Below are 22,363 nucleotides of genomic sequence, written 5' to 3'. Positions count from 1 at the left end.
TCAGCCTCCGGTCACGGTGGGGAAAAACGCCACTTCGTCGCCATCGCTCACCGGCTCGTCGAGCTGGCACAGGTCTTCGTTGCGTGCGCACATCAGGTTCTGTTCGCTCAGCACTTCGGCGCCCTCGCGTTGCGCGAGCAGTGCACGCACAGCGTCGACTGTGGCGAAATCGCCTTCGACCTCGACCGAGTCCACGCCCAGCGCTTCACGATAACGGGCAAAGAATTTAACCGTCAGCTTCATGGCTGCTCCGCCTGAAAATGCCCGCTCTTGCCGCCGACCTTCTCCAGCAGACGCACGCTTTCGATGATCATGCCGCGATCCACCGCTTTGCACATGTCATAGATGGTCAGTGCGGCGACGCTGGCAGCGGTCAGTGCTTCCATCTCGACGCCGGTCTGCCCCGACAGCTTGCAGCGGGCGACGATACGCACGCTGTCGTCACCTTCAGCGCTGAGTTCGACCTTGACCCCGGTCAGCATCAGCGGATGGCACAGCGGGATCAGATCACTGGTTTTCTTCGCCGCCTGAATGCCGGCAATGCGCGCCACGGCAAACACGTCGCCCTTGGGATGGCCGCCGCTGACGATCATCTGCAGGGTTTCGGGGAGCATGCGCACCAGCGCTTGGGCCGTCGCCTCACGGAACGTCACGGCTTTTTCGGTGACGTCGACCATGTTGGCGCGACCTTGGGAATCGAGATGAGTCAGCACGGGATTACTCCTGATCAGGAGCAGGGATTGTAAACCTGTGGGTCAAATTTCCGCATCACTGATTATGAATTCACCACTATCCCCTGTGGGAGCGGGCTTGCTCGCGAAAGCGGTGTATCAGGCACACATTTGGTGGCTGACACACCGCTTTCGCGAGCAAGCCCGCTCCCACATTGGGTGATGTGTTCATCCATAAAAAACGGGCGGCTGTCAGGCCGCCCGTTTTCTGATGGAGGGTTACAAATGCGATTCGGCGTATTCGGCCAGAATCGAGCGTGGCACCCCTTGCAGGGTGATGTGCACCCCGTTGGGGAAATCCTTGAAGCGTTCGGTCAGGTAGGTCAGCCCGGAACTGGTCGCGGACAGGTAAGGGGTGTCGATCTGTGCCAGGTTGCCCAGGCACACCACTTTGGAACCGGCACCGGCCCGGGTGATGATAGTTTTCATCTGGTGCGGCGTGAGGTTCTGGCATTCGTCGATCAGGATCAGGCTCTGCTGGAAGCTGCGACCACGAATGTAGTTGAGCGATTTGAACTGCAACGGCACTTTGCTGAGGATGTAATCGACGCTGCCATGGGTGTTTTCGTCATCCATGTGCAAGGCTTCGAGGTTGTCGGTGATGGCGCCCAGCCAAGGTTCCATTTTTTCCGCTTCAGTACCCGGCAGGAAGCCGATTTCCTGGTCCAGGCCCTGCACGCTGCGGGTCGCGATAATGCGGCGATAGCGTTTGCTGACCATGGTCTGCTCGATCGCCGCGGCCAGTGCCAGAATGGTTTTACCGGAACCGGCGGCACCCGACAGGTTGACCAGATGAATGTCAGGATCCAGCAAGGCATACAGCGCCAGGCTCTGGTAGATGTCGCGCGGTTTGAGACCCCAGGCTTCCTGATGCAACAGCGGTTCCTGATGCAAGTCGAGGATCAGCAGCTTGTCTTCCTGGATTTCCTTGATCCAGCCGACAAAGCCTTGTTCGTCAATGATGAACTCGTTGATGTGCACCGCCGGCAGGTTGTCGATCAACTGCACCTGATGCCAGGTGCGGCCGTGATCCTGACGGGTTTCGACCTTGCTCACGCGGTCCCAGAAGGAGCCGGTCATGTTGTGGTAGCCGTTGGGCAGCAGGGACACGTCGTCGACCAACTGGTCGGTGCTGTAGTCCTCGGCATCGATCCCGCAGGCGCGCGCCTTGAGGCGCATGTTGATGTCTTTGGTGACCAGCACCACGGCCTTCTTCGGATCACGGGTGTGCAGGTCGATCAGTTGGTTGATGATTTTGTTGTCGTTCAGATGCTCGGGCAGAATCAGGTTCGACTCGGCCTGTTTGCTCATCAGAATTGACAGCAAGCCCTTTGGCCCGCCCTTGCCGCGCTGGATCGGCACACCCAGTTCAACGTCCTCGGGGGAGGCATCGCCCAGGGTCTTGTCGATCAGGCGGATCGCCTGGCGGCATTCGGCAGCAACGCTGTGATGGCCGCTCTTGAGCTTGTCCAGCTCTTCGAGCACGGTCATCGGGATCGCGACGTGGTGTTCTTCGAAATTCAGCAGGGCATTTGGATCGTGAATCAATACGTTGGTATCGAGTACATAAAGGATTGGCTGGTTGGAAGAAGGGCTACGTCCGTGATCATCCATACTCGGTCACCTTTGTGGGAGCCATTCGACGCAATACCTGGGCGGTGCTGCGCCTCGAAGTGACTGCCGAATTCATCCACGAGGGCCTGGATGAACTGCACACAAAAGGAGTCTTGGAAGACGCCACCTGTGTTGCAGGTTTCGGCGGTCTGTCTTCGTAATACTCCAAAACCCATGACATAAAAAAGCACTTTGACGGTTTTTTTAAGTTTATTTTGCAGAGTGACGAAAAGCCCTTGGCGGACCGTCCAGACCCCGCTAAAGTCGGAAGTCCGCCTGCATCGAATTCTCTAGAAAAGTCGCCCCAAGCCCAATGTTTCCGGGCTTTTTCCGTTTGTCAGCGAAACCCGTCCTGACAGTCCTCAAAGCCGATGCCGCTTTGTGCAGTTTGCGTGATCAGCCACGGCAACGCGGTCTTCACCGCATCCTGTTTCATGTTGAAATTGATCACCCCGTGACGCCACAGCAGCATCAGGGTCAGCACCCGCTGCGCACTCGGCGCGCCCTTGAGCTTGCCTGCACCGTCCTGGGCATCGATGTCCCACAGCGCCACTTGCAGGCCCTGATTGCGGAAGAAGCTGCCGGCATCACTGCGGCGCTGACCTTCCGGTGGACGGAACAGTGGCACATAGTTCTCCGGCAACTTGTTCTTCACCAGATCGGCGCTGCGGCGCACCGAGTCCTGCCAGTCCTGCCAATAGCTGTGGGAACGGAATTCCCAACCCTGCACGCCCACACACTGTTTCGAGAACTCCGATTGCAGGTTGCTCACCGAGCGATCAGCGAGCCGCGCCTGCACATCCTTGCCCAACAGGAAGAACGTGCCGCTGAGATTGGATTTGCGCAGGTAGTCGGCAATCCAGTCGGTGTTGTCCGGCTGCAGATTGGCGGCGCTGTCGAAGCTCAGCAGAAACAGTCGATCGTGCATCTCGTCGCCATTGCGCTCGTAGTCGCCGAATTGATCGACTTCGCTGCTGGTTTGCGGTGACAGCGCGGCCTTGCGCATCAGCTCGTCCAGATACTGCAGATGAAACAACCGGCTCGGCTCGGCCCACTTGGTGTAATAGCTGTCGTCGCTGACCACGAACTTGGCGGCCTGCTCGCGCAGGGTCGGCAGGTCTTCGACGAGGAAGCAGAACGAGGCATCCTGATCGCAGCTCTGCTGGGCGAAGTTGTAGTTGGCCAACAGACGTTCCCAGAGCCGCTGGCGCAGGCGGCTGATCGCGTCGACGTTGACCGTGCGCGGCCCAAGGCGCTGGGCCAGCGCGGCCTCGTCCAGCGCCTCGGTGCCGAGCAGGCCCCGGGCGAACATGAGGATTTCCGCGCGCGAGGCGACGTCGAACAGCGTCGGGCTGCTCAGTTGCTCCGGCCAGGTGCTGCGATCCAGCGTCGCCACATCGCCCGGCGCCGCCATGGCCCCGAAGCTCAACAGCCACGCGGTGAATAAAAGAACAATGCGCAAAGGGGTGTCTCCATAACCAAACCCGCGCGGCACTATAGCTGATCCCGCGCGATTCCCCTCAGCCACTCCGATTCCCTGTGGGAGGGGGCTTGCTCCCGAATGCGGTGTGTCATTCAGCAAATATGGCGACTGACACGGCCTCTTCGGGAGCAAGCCCCCTCCCACATGGAAATGTGGCGAGCCGTCGATCACCTATGGGCTTGATAGCTGGAGTCCACTCGGCCAACCCCCTAGAATCGCCCCCACGATAAAAGGAGACGACTTCATGCTGATGGTGATTTCCCCCGCCAAGACCCTCGATTACGAAACACCGCCGGCGACCCAGCGCTTTACCCAGCCGCAATACCTCGATCACTCTCAGGAGCTGATCCAGCAGCTGCGCGAACTGAGCCCGGCACAGATCAGCGAACTGATGCACGTGTCCGACAAGATCGGCGGCCTGAATGCCGCGCGTTTCGGCAGCTGGACGCCCGCCTTCACCCCGGAAAACGCCAAGCAGGCGCTGCTCGCGTTCAAGGGTGACGTGTACACCGGCCTCGACGCGCAATCGTTCAGCGAAGCTCAGTTCGACTATGCGCAAAAGCACTTGCGCATGCTCTCCGGTCTCTATGGCCTGCTGCGTCCGCTGGACCTGATGCAGCCGTATCGTCTGGAAATGGGCACCAAACTGGCCAACGCCCGTGGCAAGGACCTGTACGCGTTCTGGGGCACGCGCATCAGCGAATGGCTCAACGAAGCGCTGGCCGATCAGGGCGACGATGTGCTGCTGAACCTGGCCTCCAACGAGTACTTTTCGGCGGTCAAACGCAGCGCCCTGAACGCCCGGATCATCAACACCGATTTCAAGGACCTGAAGAACGGCCAGTACAAGATCATCAGCTTCTACGCGAAGAAGGCCCGCGGCCTGATGAGCCGTTTCGTGATTCAGGAAAAAATCAACGATCCTGCCCTGCTCAAGCAGTTCGATGTGCAGGGTTATCGCTACAGCGCCGAGCAATCGAAACCGGACAATCTGGTGTTTCTGCGCGACCACGCCCCGGAATAAAGCATGCCCATTGCACGACTCGTTCTATAAAGAGTCGTGCAGCTCGCACGACGTCAAAAATCCCTCGCAACATTTCGCCGTTTTATTGGCGCCATAAAATCGTCCTGCCCAATTCTAATTTTAGTTTCACTCGACAGCCGCACTTTTTTTCAGTAGTGGCACGTAAATTTTTTTACGGTAGTGGCACAAAACTATCTAGCTCGATTACGCACCGATTAACAAAGGCCCAAATCGAAAGTGCTATCAAATTGAGACCAGTGCCATCTTTGGCAATATTTCAAAAAATTTCAGATTTCGCGATGAGCGGGTAGGAACTATGTCCAAATGCATAGCTCATACCACCGGTAACGATTCTCGCCGAGTTTGTACGAGATAACTTACGCAGAGCGGAGAACCATGTAACCAAGTTGTCACAGCAACTTGCCTAGATGGTTCACTCATCTGATCAACTAACGATGGATAGGTGATACGCACCATAAACATCCTCTACAAGGCCAAGGCTGCGCCCCTGTAATTGTGCTCGCCTGAGCACCCAACCGCTTGATCTACGGGCCTTTCGTCCGACATCAGGTGGACTGAACACATGCACAAGCGTCTTCCAGCAAGAAGATCCGCTGCATAACAGGGCAAGTCATAACAACTAAGGCCTAGTTGCGCACATCTTGAGTGCACTTATTTAGACACTCGGAACTTAGTATGCCTGCACACGGCATTGTGGCGCCTGTATGCCGCACTTTCGAGTGCACTATGACCGCTGAACACCATTAACTCCGGCCATCTAATGGCTTGATAAAACACAGAGGTAATTGCGATGCGCATCAGCATATTTGGTTTGGGTTACGTTGGCGCAGTGTGTGCCGGTTGCCTGTCTGCACGGGGCCATGACGTGGTTGGCGTCGATGTTGCCAAAGACAAGATCGACATGATCAACGCCGGCAAGTCGCCGATTGTGGAACCGGGTCTGGGCGAACTTCTGGCTCAGGGTATCGAGACCGGTCGTCTGCGCGGTACGACCAACTTCGCCGAGGCGATTCGTGACACCGACCTGTCGATGATCTGCGTCGGTACGCCGAGCAAGAAGAACGGCGACCTGGAACTGAACTACATCGAGGCGGTGTGCCGCGAGATCGGTTTCGTACTGCGTGAAAAAACCACCCGCCACACCATCGTGGTACGCAGCACCGTGCTGCCGGGCACCGTCGCCAACGTGGTGATCCCGATCCTCGAAGACTGCTCGGGCAAGAAGGCCGGTGTCGATTTCGGCGTCGCGGTCAACCCGGAATTCCTGCGTGAATCCACCGCGATCAAGGACTACGACCTGCCACCGATGACCGTCATCGGCGAGTTCGACAAGGCCTCGGGCGACGTTCTGCAATCGCTGTACGAAGAACTCGACGCGCCGATCATCCGCAAGGACATCGCGGTCGCCGAGATGATCAAGTACACCTGCAACGTCTGGCACGCGACCAAAGTGACCTTCGCCAACGAGATCGGCAACATCGCCAAAGCGGTCGGCGTCGATGGTCGTGAAGTGATGGACGTGGTCTGCCAGGACAAGACCCTCAACCTGTCCCAGTACTACATGCGCCCGGGCTTCGCCTTCGGCGGTTCGTGCCTGCCCAAAGACGTGCGCGCCCTGACCTACCGTGCAGGTTCGCTTGACGTCGAAGCACCGTTGCTCAACTCGCTGATGCGCAGTAACGAATCGCAAGTGCAGAACGCCTTCGACATCGTTGAAAGCCACGACAAACGCAAAGTCGCCCTGCTCGGTCTGAGCTTCAAGGCCGGTACCGATGACCTGCGCGAAAGTCCGCTGGTGGAACTGGCCGAAATGCTGATCGGCAAGGGCTACGACCTGAGCATCTACGACAGCAACGTCGAGTACGCCCGTGTTCACGGCGCGAACAAGGACTACATCGAGTCGAAGATCCCGCACGTATCGTCCCTGCTCAACTCGGACTTCGATTCGGTGATCGACAACTCCGACGTGATCATCCTCGGCAACCGCGACGAGAAATTCCGCTCGCTGGCCCAGGAAGCACCGCAAGGCAAACAGGTCATCGACCTGGTCGGCTTCATGGCCAAGGCCACCAACCCGGGTACTCGCACTGAAGGTATCTGCTGGTAAAGCAGCGCCAAGCGACAAGCCTCGAGCTGCAAGCAAAGCGTTTCGCTTGCAGCTCGAAGCCTCTCTTACCTCGGATGACGTCGATGACCAAGCTCAAACATTTCTTTCTGCAATCCGCCGGCTGGCTTTTGTTTCTAAGCCTGTTGTTGGGCCTGGCCTTGATGCTGCCCACGTCCACGTTCGACTCCGAGTCGAAGGACTTTATTTTCCTGATTGGCGCCGTGGGTATCTGGCGCTACTCGATGGGTGCAACGCACTTTGTGCGCGGCATGATTTTTCTCTACATCGTTTACCCGCACCTGCGCCGCAAAGTGCGCAAGCTGGGTAAGGCGGCGGACCCGTCGCATGTGTTTCTGATGGTCACCAGTTTCCGCATCGACGCGCTGACCACCGCGCAGGTCTACAGCTCGGTGATCCGCGAAGCCATCGACTGCGAACTGCCGACCACCGTGGTCTGCTCGATCGTCGAAATGTCCGATGAGCTGCTGGTGAAAGCGCTGTGGGCGCGAATGAATCCGCCAGACCGCGTGAAGCTCGACTTCGTGCGCATTCCCGGCACCGGCAAGCGCGATGGCCTGGCCTACGGTTTCCGCGCGATCTCTCGCCACCTGCCGGACGACCGCGCCGTGGTGGCCGTGATCGACGGCGACACCGTGCTTGGCGAAGGCACCGTACGCAAGACCGTGCCGTGGTTCCAGCTGTTCGGCAACGTCGGCGGCCTGACCACCAACGAGTTCTGCGAAGTGCGCGGCGGCTACATCATGAGCGAATGGCACAAGCTGCGTTTCGCCCAGCGCCACATCAACATGTGCTCGATGGCCCTGTCCAAGCGCGTGCTGACCATGACCGGGCGCATGTCGGTGTTTCGTGCCACCGTGGTGACCGATCCGGAATTCATCGCCGACGTCGAAAGCGACTCCCTGCAACACTGGCGCCTGGGCCGTTTCAAGTTTCTCACCGGCGACGACAAGTCGAGCTGGTTCAGCCTGATGCGCCTGGGTTACGACACCTTTTACGTGCCGGACGCCGCGATCAACACCGTTGAGCATCCGCCGGAAAAGAGCTTCATCAAGGCCAGCCGCAAACTGATGTTCCGCTGGTACGGCAACAACCTGCGCCAGAACTCGCGAGCGCTGGGCCTGGGTGTGAAACGCCTCGGCGCCTTCACCTCGGTGGTGCTGTTCGATCAGCGCGTATCGATGTGGACGTCGTTGCTGGGCCTGACCGTGGCGATCATCGCCAGCTTCAAGTACGGCGGCGCGTTCATCCTCGCCTACCTGCTGTGGATCGGCATCACCCGCCTGATTCTGACCCTGCTGCTGTCGTGCTCCGGTCACCGGATCGGCCCGGCCTATCCCGTGATTCTGTATTACAACCAGATCGTCGGTGCGCTGGTGAAGATCTACGTGTTCTTCCGCCTCGACCAGCAATCCTGGACGCGCCAACCCACTTCCCTGACCCGTGATCTCGCCAGCTTTCAACGTTGGTTCAACACCTGGTCGTCTCGGACCATGACCTTCTCCGCCGGCAGCATTTTCGTCGCCGTGCTGCTGATGATGGTCTGACCTGCCCCTATTGAATTAACAAGGAAATCGCCCCCATGAATACCGCCGTCAACGCCAACGTAGTGCATGAATCCGAAGCCCAGCGTCAGCACGCCCGAGTGAAAATCCCGGCCAAACTGCGTTTCTTCGGCCCAGACCGGACGCCGGTCGAAGCGCGGGTCCTCGACCTGTCTGCCGGTGGTCTGGCGTTCAACGCCGGGCAACTGCCGCTGACCATCGGCGAGGTGTACAAGGCACGTCTGCAATTCGTCATCGACAACCTCGGTCTGGCCATGGACGTCGAACTGCAAGTGCGCTCCTACGATCGCCAGAGCGGCCGCGCCGGTTGCCAGTTCCAGAACCTGGAACCGCAGGATATTTCCACCCTGCGCCACCTGATCACTTCGCACCTGGCCGGCGACATCGTCAGCATGGGTGAAGTGCTGGCGACCCTGCAGCGCGACAACTTCACCAAGGCGCGCAAGGTCAAGGACGGCGGCAGCGGCATGACCCCGTTCGGGCGTCTGAAAGCCGTGACCTTCAGCGCCGGCATTTTCGCCATCGGTCTGGTCGCGTTCGGTTTCGTGTTCAAGTCGGTGTACGGCATGTACTTCGTCAGCCACGCGCAAGCAGGTCTGGTCAGCGTGCCGGGGATGAACATCACCATGCCGCGTGACGGCACCGTGCAGAGCCTGGTCAAGTCTGACGGCGTGGCCGCCAAAGGCGCCCCGCTGGCGACCTTCAGCACCAGCATGCTCGACGTGCTCAAGGGCCATCTGGACGAAGACCAGTTGCAACCGGCCAAGGTTGAAGAACTGTTCGGCAAGCAGATGACCGGCACCCTGACCTCGCCGTGCGATTGCACCGTGGCCCAGCAACTGGTGGCTGACGGTCAGTACGCGAGCAAGGGCGACGTGATCTTCACTCTGGTACCGCGCAACACCCAGGCCACCGTCGATGCACGCTTCTCCTATCGCCAGTTCGGCGACGTGCGTCCGGGTACGCCAGTGAGCTTCCAGATCGCCGGCGAAGACCAGACCCGCACCGGCAAGATCGTCAGCAGCACCAGCCTGAAAAGCGCCGACCTGTCCTCCGACATCCGCGTGCAGATCCAGCCGGACGAACCGCTGGACAGCAGCTTCGCCGGGCGCCCGGTGGAAGTGAACAGCGACCGTGGCCCGAACCTGAACTGGCTGATCGACAAAGCCATGGCTGCCGGTCTTTAAGTCGAGGACATGCCTGTGACGATTCCTACTCTTTTGAACACGCCGCAGCCCTTGTGGGAGCGGGCTTGCTCGCGAATGCGGTTCAACATTCAAAATCAGTTTGGGCTGACACACCGCCTTCGCGAGCAAGCCCGCTCCCACATGGGTCCGCTGTGTGCAGTCGCACTGGCGGTAAGTCTGGCCGGTTGCGCCGGCCTGCCCGACCAACGCCTGGCCAACGAAGCGCTCAAGCGTGGCGACACTGCCACCGCCGCGCAGAACTACCGCGCATTGGCGGATCTGGGTTACAGCGAGGCGCAAGTCGGTCTCGCCGATATCCAGGTCGACAGCCGCGACCCCGAGCAGATCAAACAGGCCGAGGCGACTTACCGTGCCGCCGCCGACGTGTCGCCACGGGCCCAGGCCCGTCTCGGGCGCCTGCTGGTAGCCAAGCCGGGTTCCACCGAAGCCGAGCACCACGAAGCCGAAAGCCTGTTGAAAAAAGCCGCCGCCAATGGCGAAGGCAACACGTTGATCCCGCTGGCGATGCTGTACCTGCAATTCCCGCACAGCTTCCCGAACATCAACGCACAGCAGCAGATCGATCAGTGGCGCAAATCCGGCTACCCGGAAGCCGGTCTGGCGCAGGTGCTGCTGTATCGCACCCAGGGCACTTACGACCAGCATCTGGATGACGTGGAAAAAATCTGCAAAGCCGCGCTCAACACCACCGACATCTGCTACGTCGAATTGGCCACGGTCTATCAGAAACGCGCCCAGCCGGAGCAACAGGCCGAGCTGATCAAGCAGATGCAGGCCGGTTACAGCCGTGGCACGGTCAGCGCGCAGCGCGTCGATTCGGTGGCCCGCGTGCTGGCCGATTCGACCCTGGGCAAGACCGACGAGAAGACCGCGCAGTCGCTGCTCGAACCGATCGCACCGGGCTACCCGGCATCGTGGGTGACCCTCGCGCAACTGCTCTACGACTTCCCGGAACTGGGCGACGTCGATCAGATGATGAAGTACCTGGACAACGGCCGCGCCGCCGACCAGCCGCGCGCCGAACTGTTGCTGGGCAAGCTCTACTACGAAGGCAAACTGGTGCCGGCCGACGCCAAAGTCGCTGAAGAACACTTCCAGAAAGCCGTCGGCCGCGAAGTCGCCGCCGACTACTACCTCGGCCAGATCTATCGCCGTGGTTATCTGGGCAAGGTCTACCCGCAGAAGGCCCTCGACCACCTGCTGACCGCTGCACGCAATGGCCAGAACAGCGCCGATTTCGCCATTGCCCAACTGTTTTCCCAAGGCAAGGGCACCAAGCCCGACCCGCTCAACGCCTATGTCTTCAGCCAATTGGCCAAGGCGCAGAACACCCCGCAAGCCGATGAACTGGCGACCACCCTGGCAGCACAATTGCCGCCCGAGCGTCTGGCCGAAGCCCAGCGCCTGCTGCAACAGGAACAGGCCAGCCGTGGCGCCCTGAACCAGAACACGCTGCAACTGCACGCCCTGCAAGAAGAAGACGGCGAGGAATCCCTATGAAGTTGAATCCCTTTGTGAAGGCCGGCATTGGCCTCACGTTCGCGCTGATCTGGTCTTGCCCGACACTGGCCGCGATCACTGAAACCAAGAACTTCGGCCTGGAAGTGAAAATCACCGGCCAGTCCGAAGACGACCGCGACCTCGGCACCGCCAGCGGCGGCGACGTCAACGGTGTGGGCCTGGACCTGCGTCCGTGGGTCTACGGCGAAAGCGGCGCGTGGAGTGCCTACGCCATGGGTCAGGCCGTGACCTCGACCGACATCATCGAGACCGACACCCTGCAGCAGTCCGACGGTGAACAAACCACCGACAACAGCGACCGCAAAACCAAGAAAAACTATCTGGCGATGCGCGAATTCTGGGTCGGCTACAGCGGCCTGACGCCGTACCCCGGCGAGATGCTCAAGTTCGGTCGCCAGCGCCTGCGCAATGACGACGGCCAATGGCGCGACACCAACATCGAAGCGCTGAACTGGACCTTCGATACCACCCTGTTGCGCGCCAACGTCGGTGTCGCCGAACGCTTCAGCGAATACCGCACTGACCTCAAAGAGCTCGCGCCGAAAGACAAGGATCGCCTGCACGCTTACGCCGATGCCGCCTACCAGTGGACACCGGGTAACTGGGTCGGCATTCGCGGTCATCACACCCACGACAACGGCAAGCTCGATTACGCCGAACCGGGCGTGCCCCGCGACACCCTCGACAAAACCCAGAACGGCGACATCAGTTGGCTCGGTCTGACCGCCGACAGCGACGCTTACAACTGGCGCAACACCAACACCGTCAACTACTGGGGCAGCATCACCGGCATGAGCGGCGACCTCGATTCGGTCAACCCGCTGAACGCCGATGGCAGCCGTCCGGCACAAGCCAAGCGCAGTGATGACATCAACGGCTGGGCCACCGACTTGGGCGTGCGCCTGCGCCTCGATCCGCAGTGGCAGGTCGGTGCGGCCTACGCTCGCGCCAGCGCCGATTACCAGCAGAACGGTCTGGAGAGCAACCGCTCCAACTACACCGGTACCCGCTCGCGCGTGCACCGCTTCGGCGAAGCGTTCCGTGGCGAAATGAACAACATGCAGACCGCGACCCTGTTCGGTTCGTGGATGCTCAACGATCAGTACGACGCCAGCGTGATCTACCACAAGTTCTGGCGCGTGGACGGCAACAAGCCGGTGGGCAGCAACGGCATCAACGCCGTGGAAAACAACACCGACGACGTCACCGGCGCGATCCTCTCCAGCACCTCGCTGCCGCTGCAAGATGGCAACAAGGATCTGGGTCAGGAAATGGACCTGGTGGTGACCAAGTACTTCAAGCAAGGCTTGCTGCCGGCGGCGTTGAGCCAGTCGATCGACGAGCCGTCGGCGCTGGTGCGCTTCCGTGGCGGCGTGTTCAAGCCCGGTGATGCCTATGGCAGCCAGGTCGATTCGTACATGCACCGCGCGTTCATCGACGTGATCTGGCGCTTCTGATGCAAACCGCCAAGGGAGTGCCCGACATGCACCATGCAAGGAAAGGCTCGCTCAGCCTGTTGGCCGGCGCCATGCTGCTGGCCTCCGCTGGCGCGTTCGCCACGGTGGAACCGGCCAAGCCTGTGACCACCGCCAAAGAGCTGCAACAAGCCAAGACCTACACCGTCAGCAGCGCGCCGACCGAGGCGCTGGAACTGGCCAAGCCGAAACTGCCCGACCTGTCCGGCTTCACCGCCGAAGCCGCTGCCGCGAAGATCAATCGCAGCAAACCGGGCAAGATCAGCGTGCGCCGGATGATGCAGGAAGACGCCCTGAAGGACTTCATCGGCGGCGACAACAAGATGGCCGAATGGGTGGTGCGTCAGCACGGCATCCCGCAGGCGATCTTCGTCGACGACGGTTACCTGAACCTCAAGGAGCTGGCGCAGAAGCTGCCCAAGCAGTACTTCAGCGAAACCGCGCCGGGCGTGTACCTGGCGAAGCTGCCGATTGTGGTCGGTCGCAAAGGCATCCTCGAAATCGATGGTCAGACCCAGGAGTTGCGCCTGTCGCAAGAGGCCGGTTCGTTCCTGGTCAACGACGGTCAGCTGTTCGTGCGTGACACCAAAGTCACTGGCTGGCGCGAGAAGGACAACGGCCCGGCCACCTTCCGTTCGCCGAAGGAATTCCGGCCGTTTCTGCTGGCCTGGGGCGGCACCGAGACCTACATCGTCAACAGCAAGATGGCCAGCTTCGGCTACGCCAACAGTAAGTCGTACGGGGTGAGTATTTCCCAGTACACGCCGAACATGGCCAAGGTACTCAAGCGTCCCGAGCCGACCGGCTGGATCGTCGGCTCCGAGTTCTCGGACATGTGGTACGGCTTCTACTGCTACGAGACCCGCGACTTCGTGGTCAAGGGCAACACTTACAAGGACAACATCGTCTACGGCATCGACCCGCACGACCGTTCCCACGGTCTGATCATTGCCGAGAACACCGTCCACGGTACGAAGAAGAAGCACGGCATCATCATTTCCCGAGAAGTGAACGACAGCTTCATCTTCAACAACAAGAGCTACGACAACCACCTCTCGGGCCTGGTGATCGACCGTAACAGCGTCAACAACATCATTGCCTACAACGAGATCTACAAGAACCACACCGACGGCATCACGCTTTACGAGTCCGCCGACAACCTGCTGTGGGGCAACAAGGTCATCAGCAACAAGCGCCACGGCATCCGCATTCGTAACAGCGTGAACATCCGCCTCTACGAAAACGTCGCCATGGCCAATGGCCTGACCGGCGTCTACGGCCACATCAAGGACCTGACCGACACCGACCGTGACATCAAGCTCGACCCGTTCGACGCGCAAGTCTCGCTGATCGTGGTCGGCGGTGAACTGGCGGCCAACGGCAGCGGCCCGATGGCCATCGACTCGCCGTTGAGCGTCGAGCTGTATCGCGTATCGATGCTGGCGCCGACCAAATCCAGCGGCATCAGCTTCAACGGCATCCTCGGCGAGCGCCAGGATGAAATTCTCGACCTGCTGGTGCGCCAGCAGAAAGCCGTGCTGATCGACCCTGTCGAACGCCAGACCGAATTGCAGGACTGAGGATAATTTTATGCACCCACACTTGATCAGATTACTCAGCCTGTCGGCCCTGACCGTGGGCATTCTGGCGGCCAGCAATGCTGCCCGCGCCGATGACGCGGCGGGCGCCACCCCGCCAAAGTTCAGCGCCGAACCGTGCTGCAACCTGTGCCCGGCCGCGCACGACGCGAAGAACTACACCACGCGTTATCAGCAGAACTTCACCACCCTGGTGCAGGCGCAGGGCGACTGGCTGTTCCGTACCCAGGAAGATCTGCGTACCGAGTTCAACACCACTCCGGCCGGCTACAAACGCCTGCAACAGCTGCACGATGCGTTCAAGGCCAAAGGCGTCGAACTGGTGATCGTCTATCAGCCGACCCGTGGTTTGGTGAACCGCAACAAGCTCAACCCGCAGGAAAAAGCCGCGTTCGATTACGACAAAGCGCTGGGCAACTACAAGACCATGCTCGGCCGTTTCGCGCAGATGGGTTACGTGGTGCCGGACCTGTCGCCGCTGACCAACGAATCGCTGCCGGACACCCTGCCCGCCCACGATTTCTACTTCCGCGGCGACCAGCACTGGACGCCATACGGCGCTCAGCGCACAGCGAAAATCGTCGCCGAGAAGGTCAAGCAGATCCCGGCCTTCGCCGACATTCCCAAGCGTGAATTCGAGAGCAAGCGCACCGGGCGCATGGGCAAGACCGGCACCCTGCACAACATGGCCGGGCAACTGTGCGGCACCAGTTACGCGATCCAGTACATGGACCAGTTCACCACCGAGCCGAAAGGCGAGGCCGGTGACGGCGACCTGTTCGGTGATTCCGGCAACCCGCAAATCACCCTCGTGGGCACCTCGCACAGCGGCAAGAACTACAACTTCGCCGGCTTCCTCGAAGAGGCCATTGGCGCCGACATTCTCAACGTCGCCTTCCCCGGCGGCGGTCTGGAAGGTTCGATGCTGCAGTACCTCGGTAGCGACGAATTCCAGAAGACCCCGCCGAAGATTCTGATCTGGGAATTCTCGCCGCTGTACCGCCTCGACCAGGAGACCATCTACCGCCAGATGATGTCGCTGCTCGATAACGGCTGCGAAGGCAAAGACACGCAAATGTCCGCCAGCACCACGCTCAAGCCCGGCGGCAAACAGGAACTGCTGGTCAACAGCAAGAACCTGAACCTGCAGAACAGCAGCCATCAGGTCGACATCCGCTTCGCCGACCCCTCGGTGAAAACCCTGCAAGCCACCCTCTGGTACATGAACGGTCGCCACGAGGACATCAAGATCGAGAAACCGGAAACCTCCGACACCGACGGTCGTTTCGCCTTTGAGTTGCGCACGGACGAAGACTGGGCCTCGCAAAATCTGCTGGCAGTCGAAGTCCAGGGCCCGGAAGCGGGCACCGCGCCGCAAAAAGTCGAAGCGAAAATCTGCAAACGCAACGTATTCCCGGGCGCTGGGCCACAAACCGCTCAGCTCGGGCAATGAGGTCTGCTATGCGAAATCGAACGATCAAACACTTGCTTGCGCCATCCCTGCTGACCCTGGCGATGTTCGCCGGGGCCACTCAGGCCGCCGCGCCACTGCGTCCGCCGCAGGGCTACTTTGCTCCTGTGGATAAATTCAAGAGCGGCGACAACAGCGAAGGCTGCGATGCGATGCCCGCGCCGTACACCGGGCCGCTGCAATTTCGCAGCAAGTACGAAGGCTCGGACAAGGCCCGCGCGACCCTGAACGTGCAGTCGGAAAAAGCCTTCCGCGACACCACCAAGGACATCACCACGCTGGAGCGCGGCACCGCCAAACGAGTGATGCAGTTCATGCGCGACGGTCGTCCGGAGCAGCTCGACTGCACGCTGAACTGGCTGACCGCGTGGGCCAAGGCCGATGCGTTGATGTCGAAAGACTTCAACCACACCGGCAAATCGATGCGCAAATGGGCGCTGGGCAGCATGGCCTCTTCGTACATTCGCCTGAAGTTCTCCGACTCGCATCCGCTGGCCACGCATCAGCAAGAAGCGCAGCAGATCGAGGCGTGGTTCAGCAAGATGGCCGATCAGGTGGTCAGCGACTGGGACAACCTGCCGCTGGAAAAAACCAACAACCACTCGTACTGGGCCGCGTGGTCGGTGATGGCGACCTCGATCGCCACCAACCGTCGCGACCTGTTTGATTGGGCGGTGAAGGAATACAAGGTCGGGGTCAATCAAATCGACGCCGACGGCTTCCTGCCCAACGAACTCAAGCGCCAGCAACGCGCCCTCGCCTATCACAACTACGCCCTGCCGCCACTGGCGATGATCGCCAGTTTCGCCCAGGTCAACGGTGTCGATCTGCGTCAGGAAAACAACAGCGCGCTCAAGCGTCTGGGTGACCGGGTGCTGGCCGGGGTGAAAGACCCGGACCAGTTCGAGAAAAAGAACGGCAAAGAGCAGGACATGACCGACTTGAAAGAGGACATGAAATTCGCCTGGCTCGAACCGTTCTGCACCCTCTACACCTGCCCGGCGGATGTGATCGAGAAGAAGCACGGCATGCAGCCGTTCAAGACCTTCCGCCTCGGCGGCGACCTGACCAAGGTCTACGACCCGTCCCACGAGAAGGGCTAAAAGCCCCTCACCCTAACCCTCTCCCGGAGGGAGAGGGGACTGACCGAGGTGTTTTTGAGAAATCCGCCGACCTGATACATCGAGTCGATCTCAGGTGTTGAAAAACAATCGAGATCAGGCTGCACAGAAATACCGAGTCGATCTCGATATTGGCAGCGCCAGAGATCAGGCTCCCTCTCCCTCCGGGAGAGGGCGGGGGGTGAGGGAAAGATTTCAAGTCCCTCCGCAACCCTGAAAGAAACACGCATCACCCCTCCAATAGCACGGGGGGTTTGGGGGGGCTTTGGCCCTTGACTGTTGGTTCAAACATGGAGAGATCGGGATGGTATTTTCATCCAACGTGTTCCTGTTTCTGTTCTTGCCGATCTTTCTCGGCTTGTACTACCTGAGCGGGCAACGCTATCGCAACCTGTTGCTGCTGATCGCCAGCTACGTGTTCTACGCGTGGTGGCGGGTGGACTTCCTGGCGCTATTCGCCGGCGTCACCCTGTGGAACTACTGGATCGGCCTGAAAGTCGGTGCCGCCGGCGTGCGCACCAAACCGGCGCAGCGCTGGCTGCTGCTCGGCGTCGCGGTCGACCTGTGCATCCTCGGCTACTTCAAGTACGCCAACTTCGGCGTGGACAGCATCAACGCGATCATGACCTCGTTCGGTCTGGAACCGTTCATCCTGACCCACGTGCTGCTGCCGATCGGTATCTCGTTCTACATCTTCGAGTCGATCAGCTACATCATCGACGTGTATCGCGGCGACACCCCGGCCACCCGCAACCTGATCGACTTCGCGGCGTTCGTGGCGATCTTCCCGCACCTGATTGCCGGCCCGGTCCTGCGTTTTCGCGACCTCGCCGACCAGTTCAACAACCGCACCCACACCCTCGACAAGTTCTCCGAAGGTTGCACGCGGTTCATGCAGGGTTTCATCAAGAAGGTCTTCATCGCTGACACCCTCGCGGTGGTCGCCGATCACTGCTTCGCCCTGCAAAACCCGACCACCGGGGATGCCTGGCTTGGCGCGCTGGCATACACCGCGCAGCTGTATTTCGACTTCTCCGGTTACAGCGACATGGCCATCGGTCTGGGCCTGATGATGGGTTTCCGCTTCATGGAAAACTTCAAGCAGCCGTACATCAGCCAGTCGATCACCGAGTTCTGGCGCCGCTGGCACATCAGCCTGTCGACCTGGCTGCGTGACTACCTGTACATCACCCTCGGCGGTAACCGCAAAGGCACGCTGATGACCTATCGCAACCTGTTCCTGACCATGCTCTTGGGTGGTCTGTGGCACGGCGCGAATATTACTTACATCGTCTGGGGCGCCTGGCACGGCATGTGGCTGGCGATCGAAAAAATGCTCGGCATCAACACCTCGCCGCGCAGCCTGAACCCGATCCGCTGGGCGCTGACCTTCCTGCTGGTGGTGATGGGCTGGGTGATCTTCCGTGCCGAAAACCTGCACGTCGCCGGGCGCATGTACGGCGCGATGTTCAGCTTCAGCGACTGGTCGCTGTCGGAACTCAACCGCGCCAGCCTCACCGGTCTGCAAGTGGCGACCCTGGTGGTGGCGTACGCAACCCTGGCGTTCTTCGGCCTGCGTGATCTGTACACCAACCAGCCTCCGGTGAAGAGCAAACCTGAAGTCAACGTCGAGGCCAACGGCCCTGCCACCGCGACCCCGGGCATGATCAAGGCAGCCCCCGGCGAAAACCCGGCGAGCATCCATGAGCCTGGCTACACCGTCGGCGTCGAAGCCCAGGTGCAACCGGCTTACTGGACGGCGGACTGGTCACGCTGCGTGATGCGCGGGCTGATCCTGCTGCTGTTCATCGCCTCGATTCTCAAACTCTCGGCGCAAAGCTTCTCGCCGTTCCTTTACTTCCAGTTCTGAGGGATCTGACATGACCCGCTCATTACGCATCTTCTACATCGCGCTGTTTCTGCTGACCCTGCTGGTGCTCGGTCTGTGGTCGGTGCGCAGCTTCTTCGGCTTCAGCACCAACGCCGATGCGACCGTGCTTAACGGTCGCTGGACCAAAGCCGTGGAAACCCACTACGACGATCAGTTTCCGATCAAGCGTCTGGGCACCAACCTCTGGGCGGCGCTGGATTTCAAACTGTTCAACGAAGGTCGTCCAGGCGTAGTGCTCGGTCGCGATCAGTGGCTGTACAGCGACGAGGAATTCAACCCGATCGTCAACGAAGAGCTGAACCTGCAAGGCAACTACGCGCTGGTCGAAGGCGTGCGCCAGACCCTCAAAGCCAAAGGCGTGAAACTGGTGATGGCCATCGTGCCGGCCAAGGTGCGCCTGTACCCGGAACACCTGGGTGAAGTGAAACCGGCGAGCATCCACGCCAACCTCTATCAGGACTTCCACGCCCGTGTCGCGGCAGACAAGATCCTCGCCCCGGACCTGCTCGGCCCGCTGCAACAGGCCAAGCAGAACGGTCAGCAAGTGTTCCTGCGCACCGACACCCACTGGACCCCGGAAGGCGCTGAAATCGCCGCCAACACCCTGGCGAAAACCATCGCCGACAAGTTCCCGCTCAGCGGCGAGCCACAGCGCTTTGTCACCACGCCAGCGGAGAAGGTCACGCACAAGGGCGACCTGCGTCTGTTCCTGCCGCTGGATCCGCTGTTCGAAAACCTGATGCCGGCGCAAGAGCCGCTGCAAAAGCGCAACACCGTGGCGGCCGAGCAGCCTGCCGGTGACGACGCGCTGTTCGCCAGCAGCGAAGTACCGGTCGCACTGATCGGTACCAGCTACAGCGCCAACCCCAACTGGAACTTCGTCGGTGCGCTGAAACAAGCGCTGCACAGCGACGTGGTCAATTACGCCGAGGACGGCCACGGCCCGATCCTGCCGATGCTCAGCTACCTGAAAAGCGATGACTTCAAGAACAGCCCGCCACAGGTGCTGATCTGGGAGTTTCCTGAACGATATCTGCCTGTGAACAACGAAATCGGCGACGCCGACCCACAGTGGGTCGCAGAGCTCAAACAAGCCGGTGCTCGCCAACAAAACGTAGCCATCAACACTAAATCCGAGACGCCCGATCGGGCGCAAAACTGAAAGAGAGGTAACACCATGACTTTCACAACTACTCCTCGTCGTCTCGCAAAACGCTTCGCACTGGTTGCAGGCCTCAGCGTGCTTTCCGTCCAGGCCTTCGCCGGTGGTGACGCCGCGCTGTACGGCCCGACCGCGCCGAAAGGCTCGACCTTCGTGCGCGTCTACAACGCCAGCAACGCCGAAGTCAGCGCCACCGTCGGCAGCACCAACCTGAGCGACGTTGCACCACTGGCCAGCAGCGACTTCAGCTTCATGCCGGGCGGTGACTACAGCGCCAAAATCGGCAGCCAGACCCTGCCGGTCAAACTCGCCGGTGACCACTATTACACCCTGGTCAACAACGCGTCCGGCGCGCCGCAACTGATCGAAGAACCACCGTTCAAGAACAAGCAGAAATCCCTGGTGCGCGTGCAGAACCTCAGCGACAAGCCGCTGACCCTGAAGACCGCCGACGGCAAGACCGACGTGGTGCCGAACGTGGCGGCCAAGGGCCGTGGCGAACGTGAAATCAACCCGGTGAAAGTCAGCCTGGCGCTGTACGAAGGCGACAAGAAAGTCGGCGACGTGAAACCGGTCGCGCTGGAGCGTGGTGAGGCAGCGGTGCTGTACGTCACCGGTTCCGGCAACAGCCTGTCGCCAGTCTGGGTGAAACGCCCGGTGTCGACTCGCTAACCAATTTCCAGACTGACCCCGCCCCCACTGTGGGAGGGGGCTTGCTCCCGAAAGCGGTCTGACATTCAACCGATATGTCGACTGATAAACCGCCTTCGGGAGCAAGCCCCCTCCCACCCTTGATCGGGTTGTCAGTTCGGATACGAGACAAAAACAAGAGTGAAACGACACAACGTTCGTGCCTCTAACCAATCGATTTTTATGGAGTAAACAATATGATTCCGGTGATCTTGTCAGGTGGTAGCGGTTCACGTCTTTGGCCGCTTTCGCGCAAGCAGTTTCCTAAGCAATTCCTCGCCCTGACCGGCGAACACACGCTGTTCCAGCAAACCCTGGAACGCCTGGTGTTCGAAGGCATGGACACGCCGATCGTGGTCTGCAACAAGGATCACCGCTTCATCGTCAACGAACAGTTGGCCACCCGTAACCTCGAATGCCAGCGCATCCTCATGGAGCCGTTCGGCCGCAACACTGCGCCAGCGGTAGCGCTGACCGCGATGATGCTGGTCAACGAAGGCCGTGACGAACTGATGCTGGTGCTGCCGGCCGACCATGTGCTGGAAGACCAGAAAGCCCTGCAACGCGCCCTCGCCCTGGCCACCGTCGCCGCCGAAAACGGCGAGATGGTGCTGTTCGGCGTGCCGGCGACCAAACCGGAAACCGGTTACGGCTACATCAAATCCACCGGCGATTCGCTGCTGCCGGAAGGCGTCAGCCGTGTCTCGCACTTCGTCGAAAAACCCGACGTCAAACGCGCCACCGAATACGTCGAATCCGGCGGCTACTACTGGAACAGCGGCATGTTCCTGTTCCGCGCCAGCCGCTTCCTCGAAGAGCTGAAAAAACACGATCCGGACATCTACGACACCTGCCTGCTGACCCTCGAGCGCAGCCAGCAGGACGCCGACACCGTCACCCTGGACGAAGCCACTTTCGCCTGCTGCCCGGACAACTCCATCGACTACTCGGTGATGGAAAAAACCCAGCGCGCCTGCGTGGTGCCGCTGAGCGCCGGCTGGAGCGATGTCGGTTGCTGGTCGTCGCTGTGGGAAGTCAACGAGAAGGATGCCAACGGCAACGTCAGCAAAGGCGACGTGGTGATCCAGGACAGCAAAAACTGCATGATCCACGGCAACGGCAAACTGGTGTCGGTGATCGGCCTGGAAAACATCGTCGTGGTCGAGACCAAGGACGCGATGATGATCGCCCACAAGGACAAGGTTCAGGGCGTCAAGCAGATGGTCAACACCCTCAACGAGCAGGGCCGCAGCGAAACCCAGAACCATTGCGAGGTCTATCGTCCGTGGGGCTCCTACGACTCGGTGGACATGGGCGGGCGTTTCCAGGTCAAGCACATCTCGGTCAAACCGGGCGCATGCCTGTCGCTGCAGATGCACCACCACCGCGCCGAGCACTGGATCGTGGTCAGCGGCACCGCCGAAGTGACCTGCGATGACAACGTGTTCCTGCTCTGCGAAAACCAGTCGACCTATATCCCGATCGCCTCGGTGCACCGCCTGCGCAACCCGGGCAAGATCCCGCTGGAAATCATCGAAGTGCAATCGGGCAGCTACCTGGGCGAAGACGATATCGAACGCTTCGAAGATATCTACGGTCGCTCCACCCCGATCGAACGTGGCGTGTCGGTGAAAACCATCGCGCAGTGATCACCCGGCAATGA

Annotated in this window: 17 protein-coding genes; 13 read left to right on the top strand and 4 right to left on the bottom strand. The window is 60.3% G+C overall.

Annotated elements, in window-relative coordinates; genetic code table 11:
- The 4 genes from moaD to M0808_RS21465 all read right to left on the bottom strand — a co-directional run bounded on the left by moaD (position 1) and on the right by M0808_RS21465 (position 3,807).
- A complete protein-coding gene (moaD, locus tag M0808_RS21480; protein WP_027610933.1) occupies positions 1 to 243 on the bottom strand; it encodes a molybdopterin converting factor subunit 1 in 243 nt (80 codons plus the stop codon).
- Positions 240 to 713, bottom strand: a complete 474-nt coding sequence (gene moaC / locus M0808_RS21475) for a cyclic pyranopterin monophosphate synthase MoaC (protein WP_027610932.1) — start codon at positions 711 to 713, stop codon at positions 240 to 242. Before moaC ends, moaD begins: the two co-directional genes overlap by 4 nt.
- 237 nt (positions 714 to 950) lie before the next feature.
- The gene (locus M0808_RS21470) at positions 951 to 2,345 is read right to left on the bottom strand and encodes a PhoH family protein (RefSeq protein ID WP_027610931.1); all 1,395 of its coding nucleotides are present in this window, start codon (positions 2,343 to 2,345) and stop codon (positions 951 to 953) included.
- Positions 2,346 to 2,682: 337 nt separating this feature from the next.
- Entirely contained in the window at positions 2,683 to 3,807 is a 1,125-nt protein-coding gene (locus tag M0808_RS21465; RefSeq protein ID WP_247842357.1) for a polysaccharide deacetylase family protein, read from the bottom strand.
- 265 nt (positions 3,808 to 4,072) lie between these two features.
- On the opposite strand from M0808_RS21465, the gene yaaA reads away from it, so the two are divergent.
- The 13 genes from yaaA (at position 4,073) to M0808_RS21400 (ending at position 22,349) form a co-directional block, all read left to right on the top strand.
- Complete coding sequence (gene yaaA / locus M0808_RS21460) at positions 4,073 to 4,852, top strand: peroxide stress protein YaaA (protein ID WP_108181747.1); 780 nt, start codon at positions 4,073 to 4,075, stop codon at positions 4,850 to 4,852.
- 811 nt (positions 4,853 to 5,663) lie between these two features.
- Positions 5,664 to 6,980 carry a UDP-glucose/GDP-mannose dehydrogenase family protein gene (locus tag M0808_RS21455; protein WP_007965217.1) on the top strand — a complete coding sequence of 439 codons (1,317 nt, stop codon included), beginning with the start codon at positions 5,664 to 5,666 and terminating at the stop codon, positions 6,978 to 6,980.
- Between the two features lie 83 nt (positions 6,981 to 7,063).
- Positions 7,064 to 8,545: a mannuronan synthase gene (gene alg8, locus M0808_RS21450; RefSeq protein WP_171061828.1), complete on the top strand. Its 1,482-nt coding sequence runs from the start codon at positions 7,064 to 7,066 to the stop codon at positions 8,543 to 8,545.
- A 35-nt stretch (positions 8,546 to 8,580) separates the two neighbouring features.
- Positions 8,581 to 9,750 (top strand): alginate biosynthesis protein Alg44, encoded by a 1,170-nt coding sequence (locus M0808_RS21445; RefSeq protein ID WP_027610927.1) that lies wholly within the window; start codon positions 8,581 to 8,583, stop codon positions 9,748 to 9,750.
- 15 nt (positions 9,751 to 9,765) lie between these two features.
- Positions 9,766 to 11,271, top strand: a complete 1,506-nt coding sequence (gene algK / locus M0808_RS21440; RefSeq protein ID WP_171061829.1) for an alginate biosynthesis TPR repeat lipoprotein AlgK — start codon at positions 9,766 to 9,768, stop codon at positions 11,269 to 11,271.
- A complete protein-coding gene (locus M0808_RS21435; protein ID WP_098967298.1) occupies positions 11,268 to 12,749 on the top strand; it encodes an alginate export family protein in 1,482 nt (493 codons plus the stop codon). The genes algK and M0808_RS21435 overlap by 4 nt, the downstream gene beginning before the upstream one ends.
- 26 nt (positions 12,750 to 12,775) lie before the next feature.
- A complete protein-coding gene (algG, locus tag M0808_RS21430; protein ID WP_247842356.1) occupies positions 12,776 to 14,347 on the top strand; it encodes a mannuronan 5-epimerase AlgG in 1,572 nt (523 codons plus the stop codon).
- A 10-nt stretch (positions 14,348 to 14,357) separates the two neighbouring features.
- Entirely contained in the window at positions 14,358 to 15,818 is a 1,461-nt protein-coding gene (locus M0808_RS21425; protein ID WP_247842355.1) for an alginate O-acetyltransferase, read from the top strand.
- Between the two features lie 8 nt (positions 15,819 to 15,826).
- Positions 15,827 to 16,939 carry a mannuronate-specific alginate lyase gene (locus tag M0808_RS21420; protein ID WP_098967296.1) on the top strand — a complete coding sequence of 371 codons (1,113 nt, stop codon included), beginning with the start codon at positions 15,827 to 15,829 and terminating at the stop codon, positions 16,937 to 16,939.
- A gap of 322 nt (positions 16,940 to 17,261) precedes the next feature.
- Positions 17,262 to 18,827, top strand: coding sequence for an MBOAT family protein (locus M0808_RS21415; RefSeq protein ID WP_247842354.1), 1,566 nt, complete (start codon positions 17,262 to 17,264; stop codon positions 18,825 to 18,827).
- A 10-nt stretch (positions 18,828 to 18,837) separates the two neighbouring features.
- A complete protein-coding gene (locus tag M0808_RS21410; protein WP_135295000.1) occupies positions 18,838 to 20,010 on the top strand; it encodes an alginate O-acetyltransferase in 1,173 nt (390 codons plus the stop codon).
- A 15-nt stretch (positions 20,011 to 20,025) separates the two neighbouring features.
- Positions 20,026 to 20,682, top strand: a complete 657-nt coding sequence (locus M0808_RS21405) for an alginate O-acetyltransferase AlgF (protein WP_247842353.1) — start codon at positions 20,026 to 20,028, stop codon at positions 20,680 to 20,682.
- A 215-nt stretch (positions 20,683 to 20,897) separates the two neighbouring features.
- Positions 20,898 to 22,349, top strand: a complete 1,452-nt coding sequence (locus M0808_RS21400) for a mannose-1-phosphate guanylyltransferase/mannose-6-phosphate isomerase (protein ID WP_103369095.1) — start codon at positions 20,898 to 20,900, stop codon at positions 22,347 to 22,349.
- The last annotated feature ends 14 nt before the right edge of the window (positions 22,350 to 22,363 follow it).

This window comes from Pseudomonas sp. MWU12-3103b (assembly GCF_023100615.1).
GTDB classification, from domain to species: domain Bacteria; phylum Pseudomonadota; class Gammaproteobacteria; order Pseudomonadales; family Pseudomonadaceae; genus Aquipseudomonas; species Aquipseudomonas putida_A.
Note: the sequence above shows the minus strand (reverse complement) of the source record. Positions and strands in the feature narration are given on the sequence as shown.

Excerpts from the sequence above, each read along its gene's own strand:
- yaaA (WP_108181747.1), top strand. The coding sequence starts at position 4,073 with ATGCTGATGGTGATTTCCCCCGCCAAGACCCTCGATTACGAAACACCG.
- M0808_RS21415 (WP_247842354.1), top strand. The coding sequence starts at position 17,262 with ATGGTATTTTCATCCAACGTGTTCCTGTTTCTGTTCTTGCCGATCTTT.
- alg8 (WP_171061828.1), top strand. The coding sequence starts at position 7,064 with ATGACCAAGCTCAAACATTTCTTTCTGCAATCCGCCGGCTGGCTTTTG.
- M0808_RS21420 (WP_098967296.1), top strand. The coding sequence starts at position 15,827 with ATGCGAAATCGAACGATCAAACACTTGCTTGCGCCATCCCTGCTGACC.
- M0808_RS21405 (WP_247842353.1), top strand. The coding sequence starts at position 20,026 with ATGACTTTCACAACTACTCCTCGTCGTCTCGCAAAACGCTTCGCACTG.
- M0808_RS21470 (WP_027610931.1), bottom strand. The coding sequence starts at position 2,345 with ATGGATGATCACGGACGTAGCCCTTCTTCCAACCAGCCAATCCTTTAT.
- M0808_RS21435 (WP_098967298.1), top strand. The coding sequence starts at position 11,268 with ATGAAGTTGAATCCCTTTGTGAAGGCCGGCATTGGCCTCACGTTCGCG.
- M0808_RS21410 (WP_135295000.1), top strand. The coding sequence starts at position 18,838 with ATGACCCGCTCATTACGCATCTTCTACATCGCGCTGTTTCTGCTGACC.
- algG (WP_247842356.1), top strand. The coding sequence starts at position 12,776 with ATGCACCATGCAAGGAAAGGCTCGCTCAGCCTGTTGGCCGGCGCCATG.
- moaD (WP_027610933.1), bottom strand. The coding sequence starts at position 243 with ATGAAGCTGACGGTTAAATTCTTTGCCCGTTATCGTGAAGCGCTGGGC.
- M0808_RS21445 (WP_027610927.1), top strand. The coding sequence starts at position 8,581 with ATGAATACCGCCGTCAACGCCAACGTAGTGCATGAATCCGAAGCCCAG.
- M0808_RS21400 (WP_103369095.1), top strand. The coding sequence starts at position 20,898 with ATGATTCCGGTGATCTTGTCAGGTGGTAGCGGTTCACGTCTTTGGCCG.
- M0808_RS21455 (WP_007965217.1), top strand. The coding sequence starts at position 5,664 with ATGCGCATCAGCATATTTGGTTTGGGTTACGTTGGCGCAGTGTGTGCC.
- M0808_RS21425 (WP_247842355.1), top strand. The coding sequence starts at position 14,358 with ATGCACCCACACTTGATCAGATTACTCAGCCTGTCGGCCCTGACCGTG.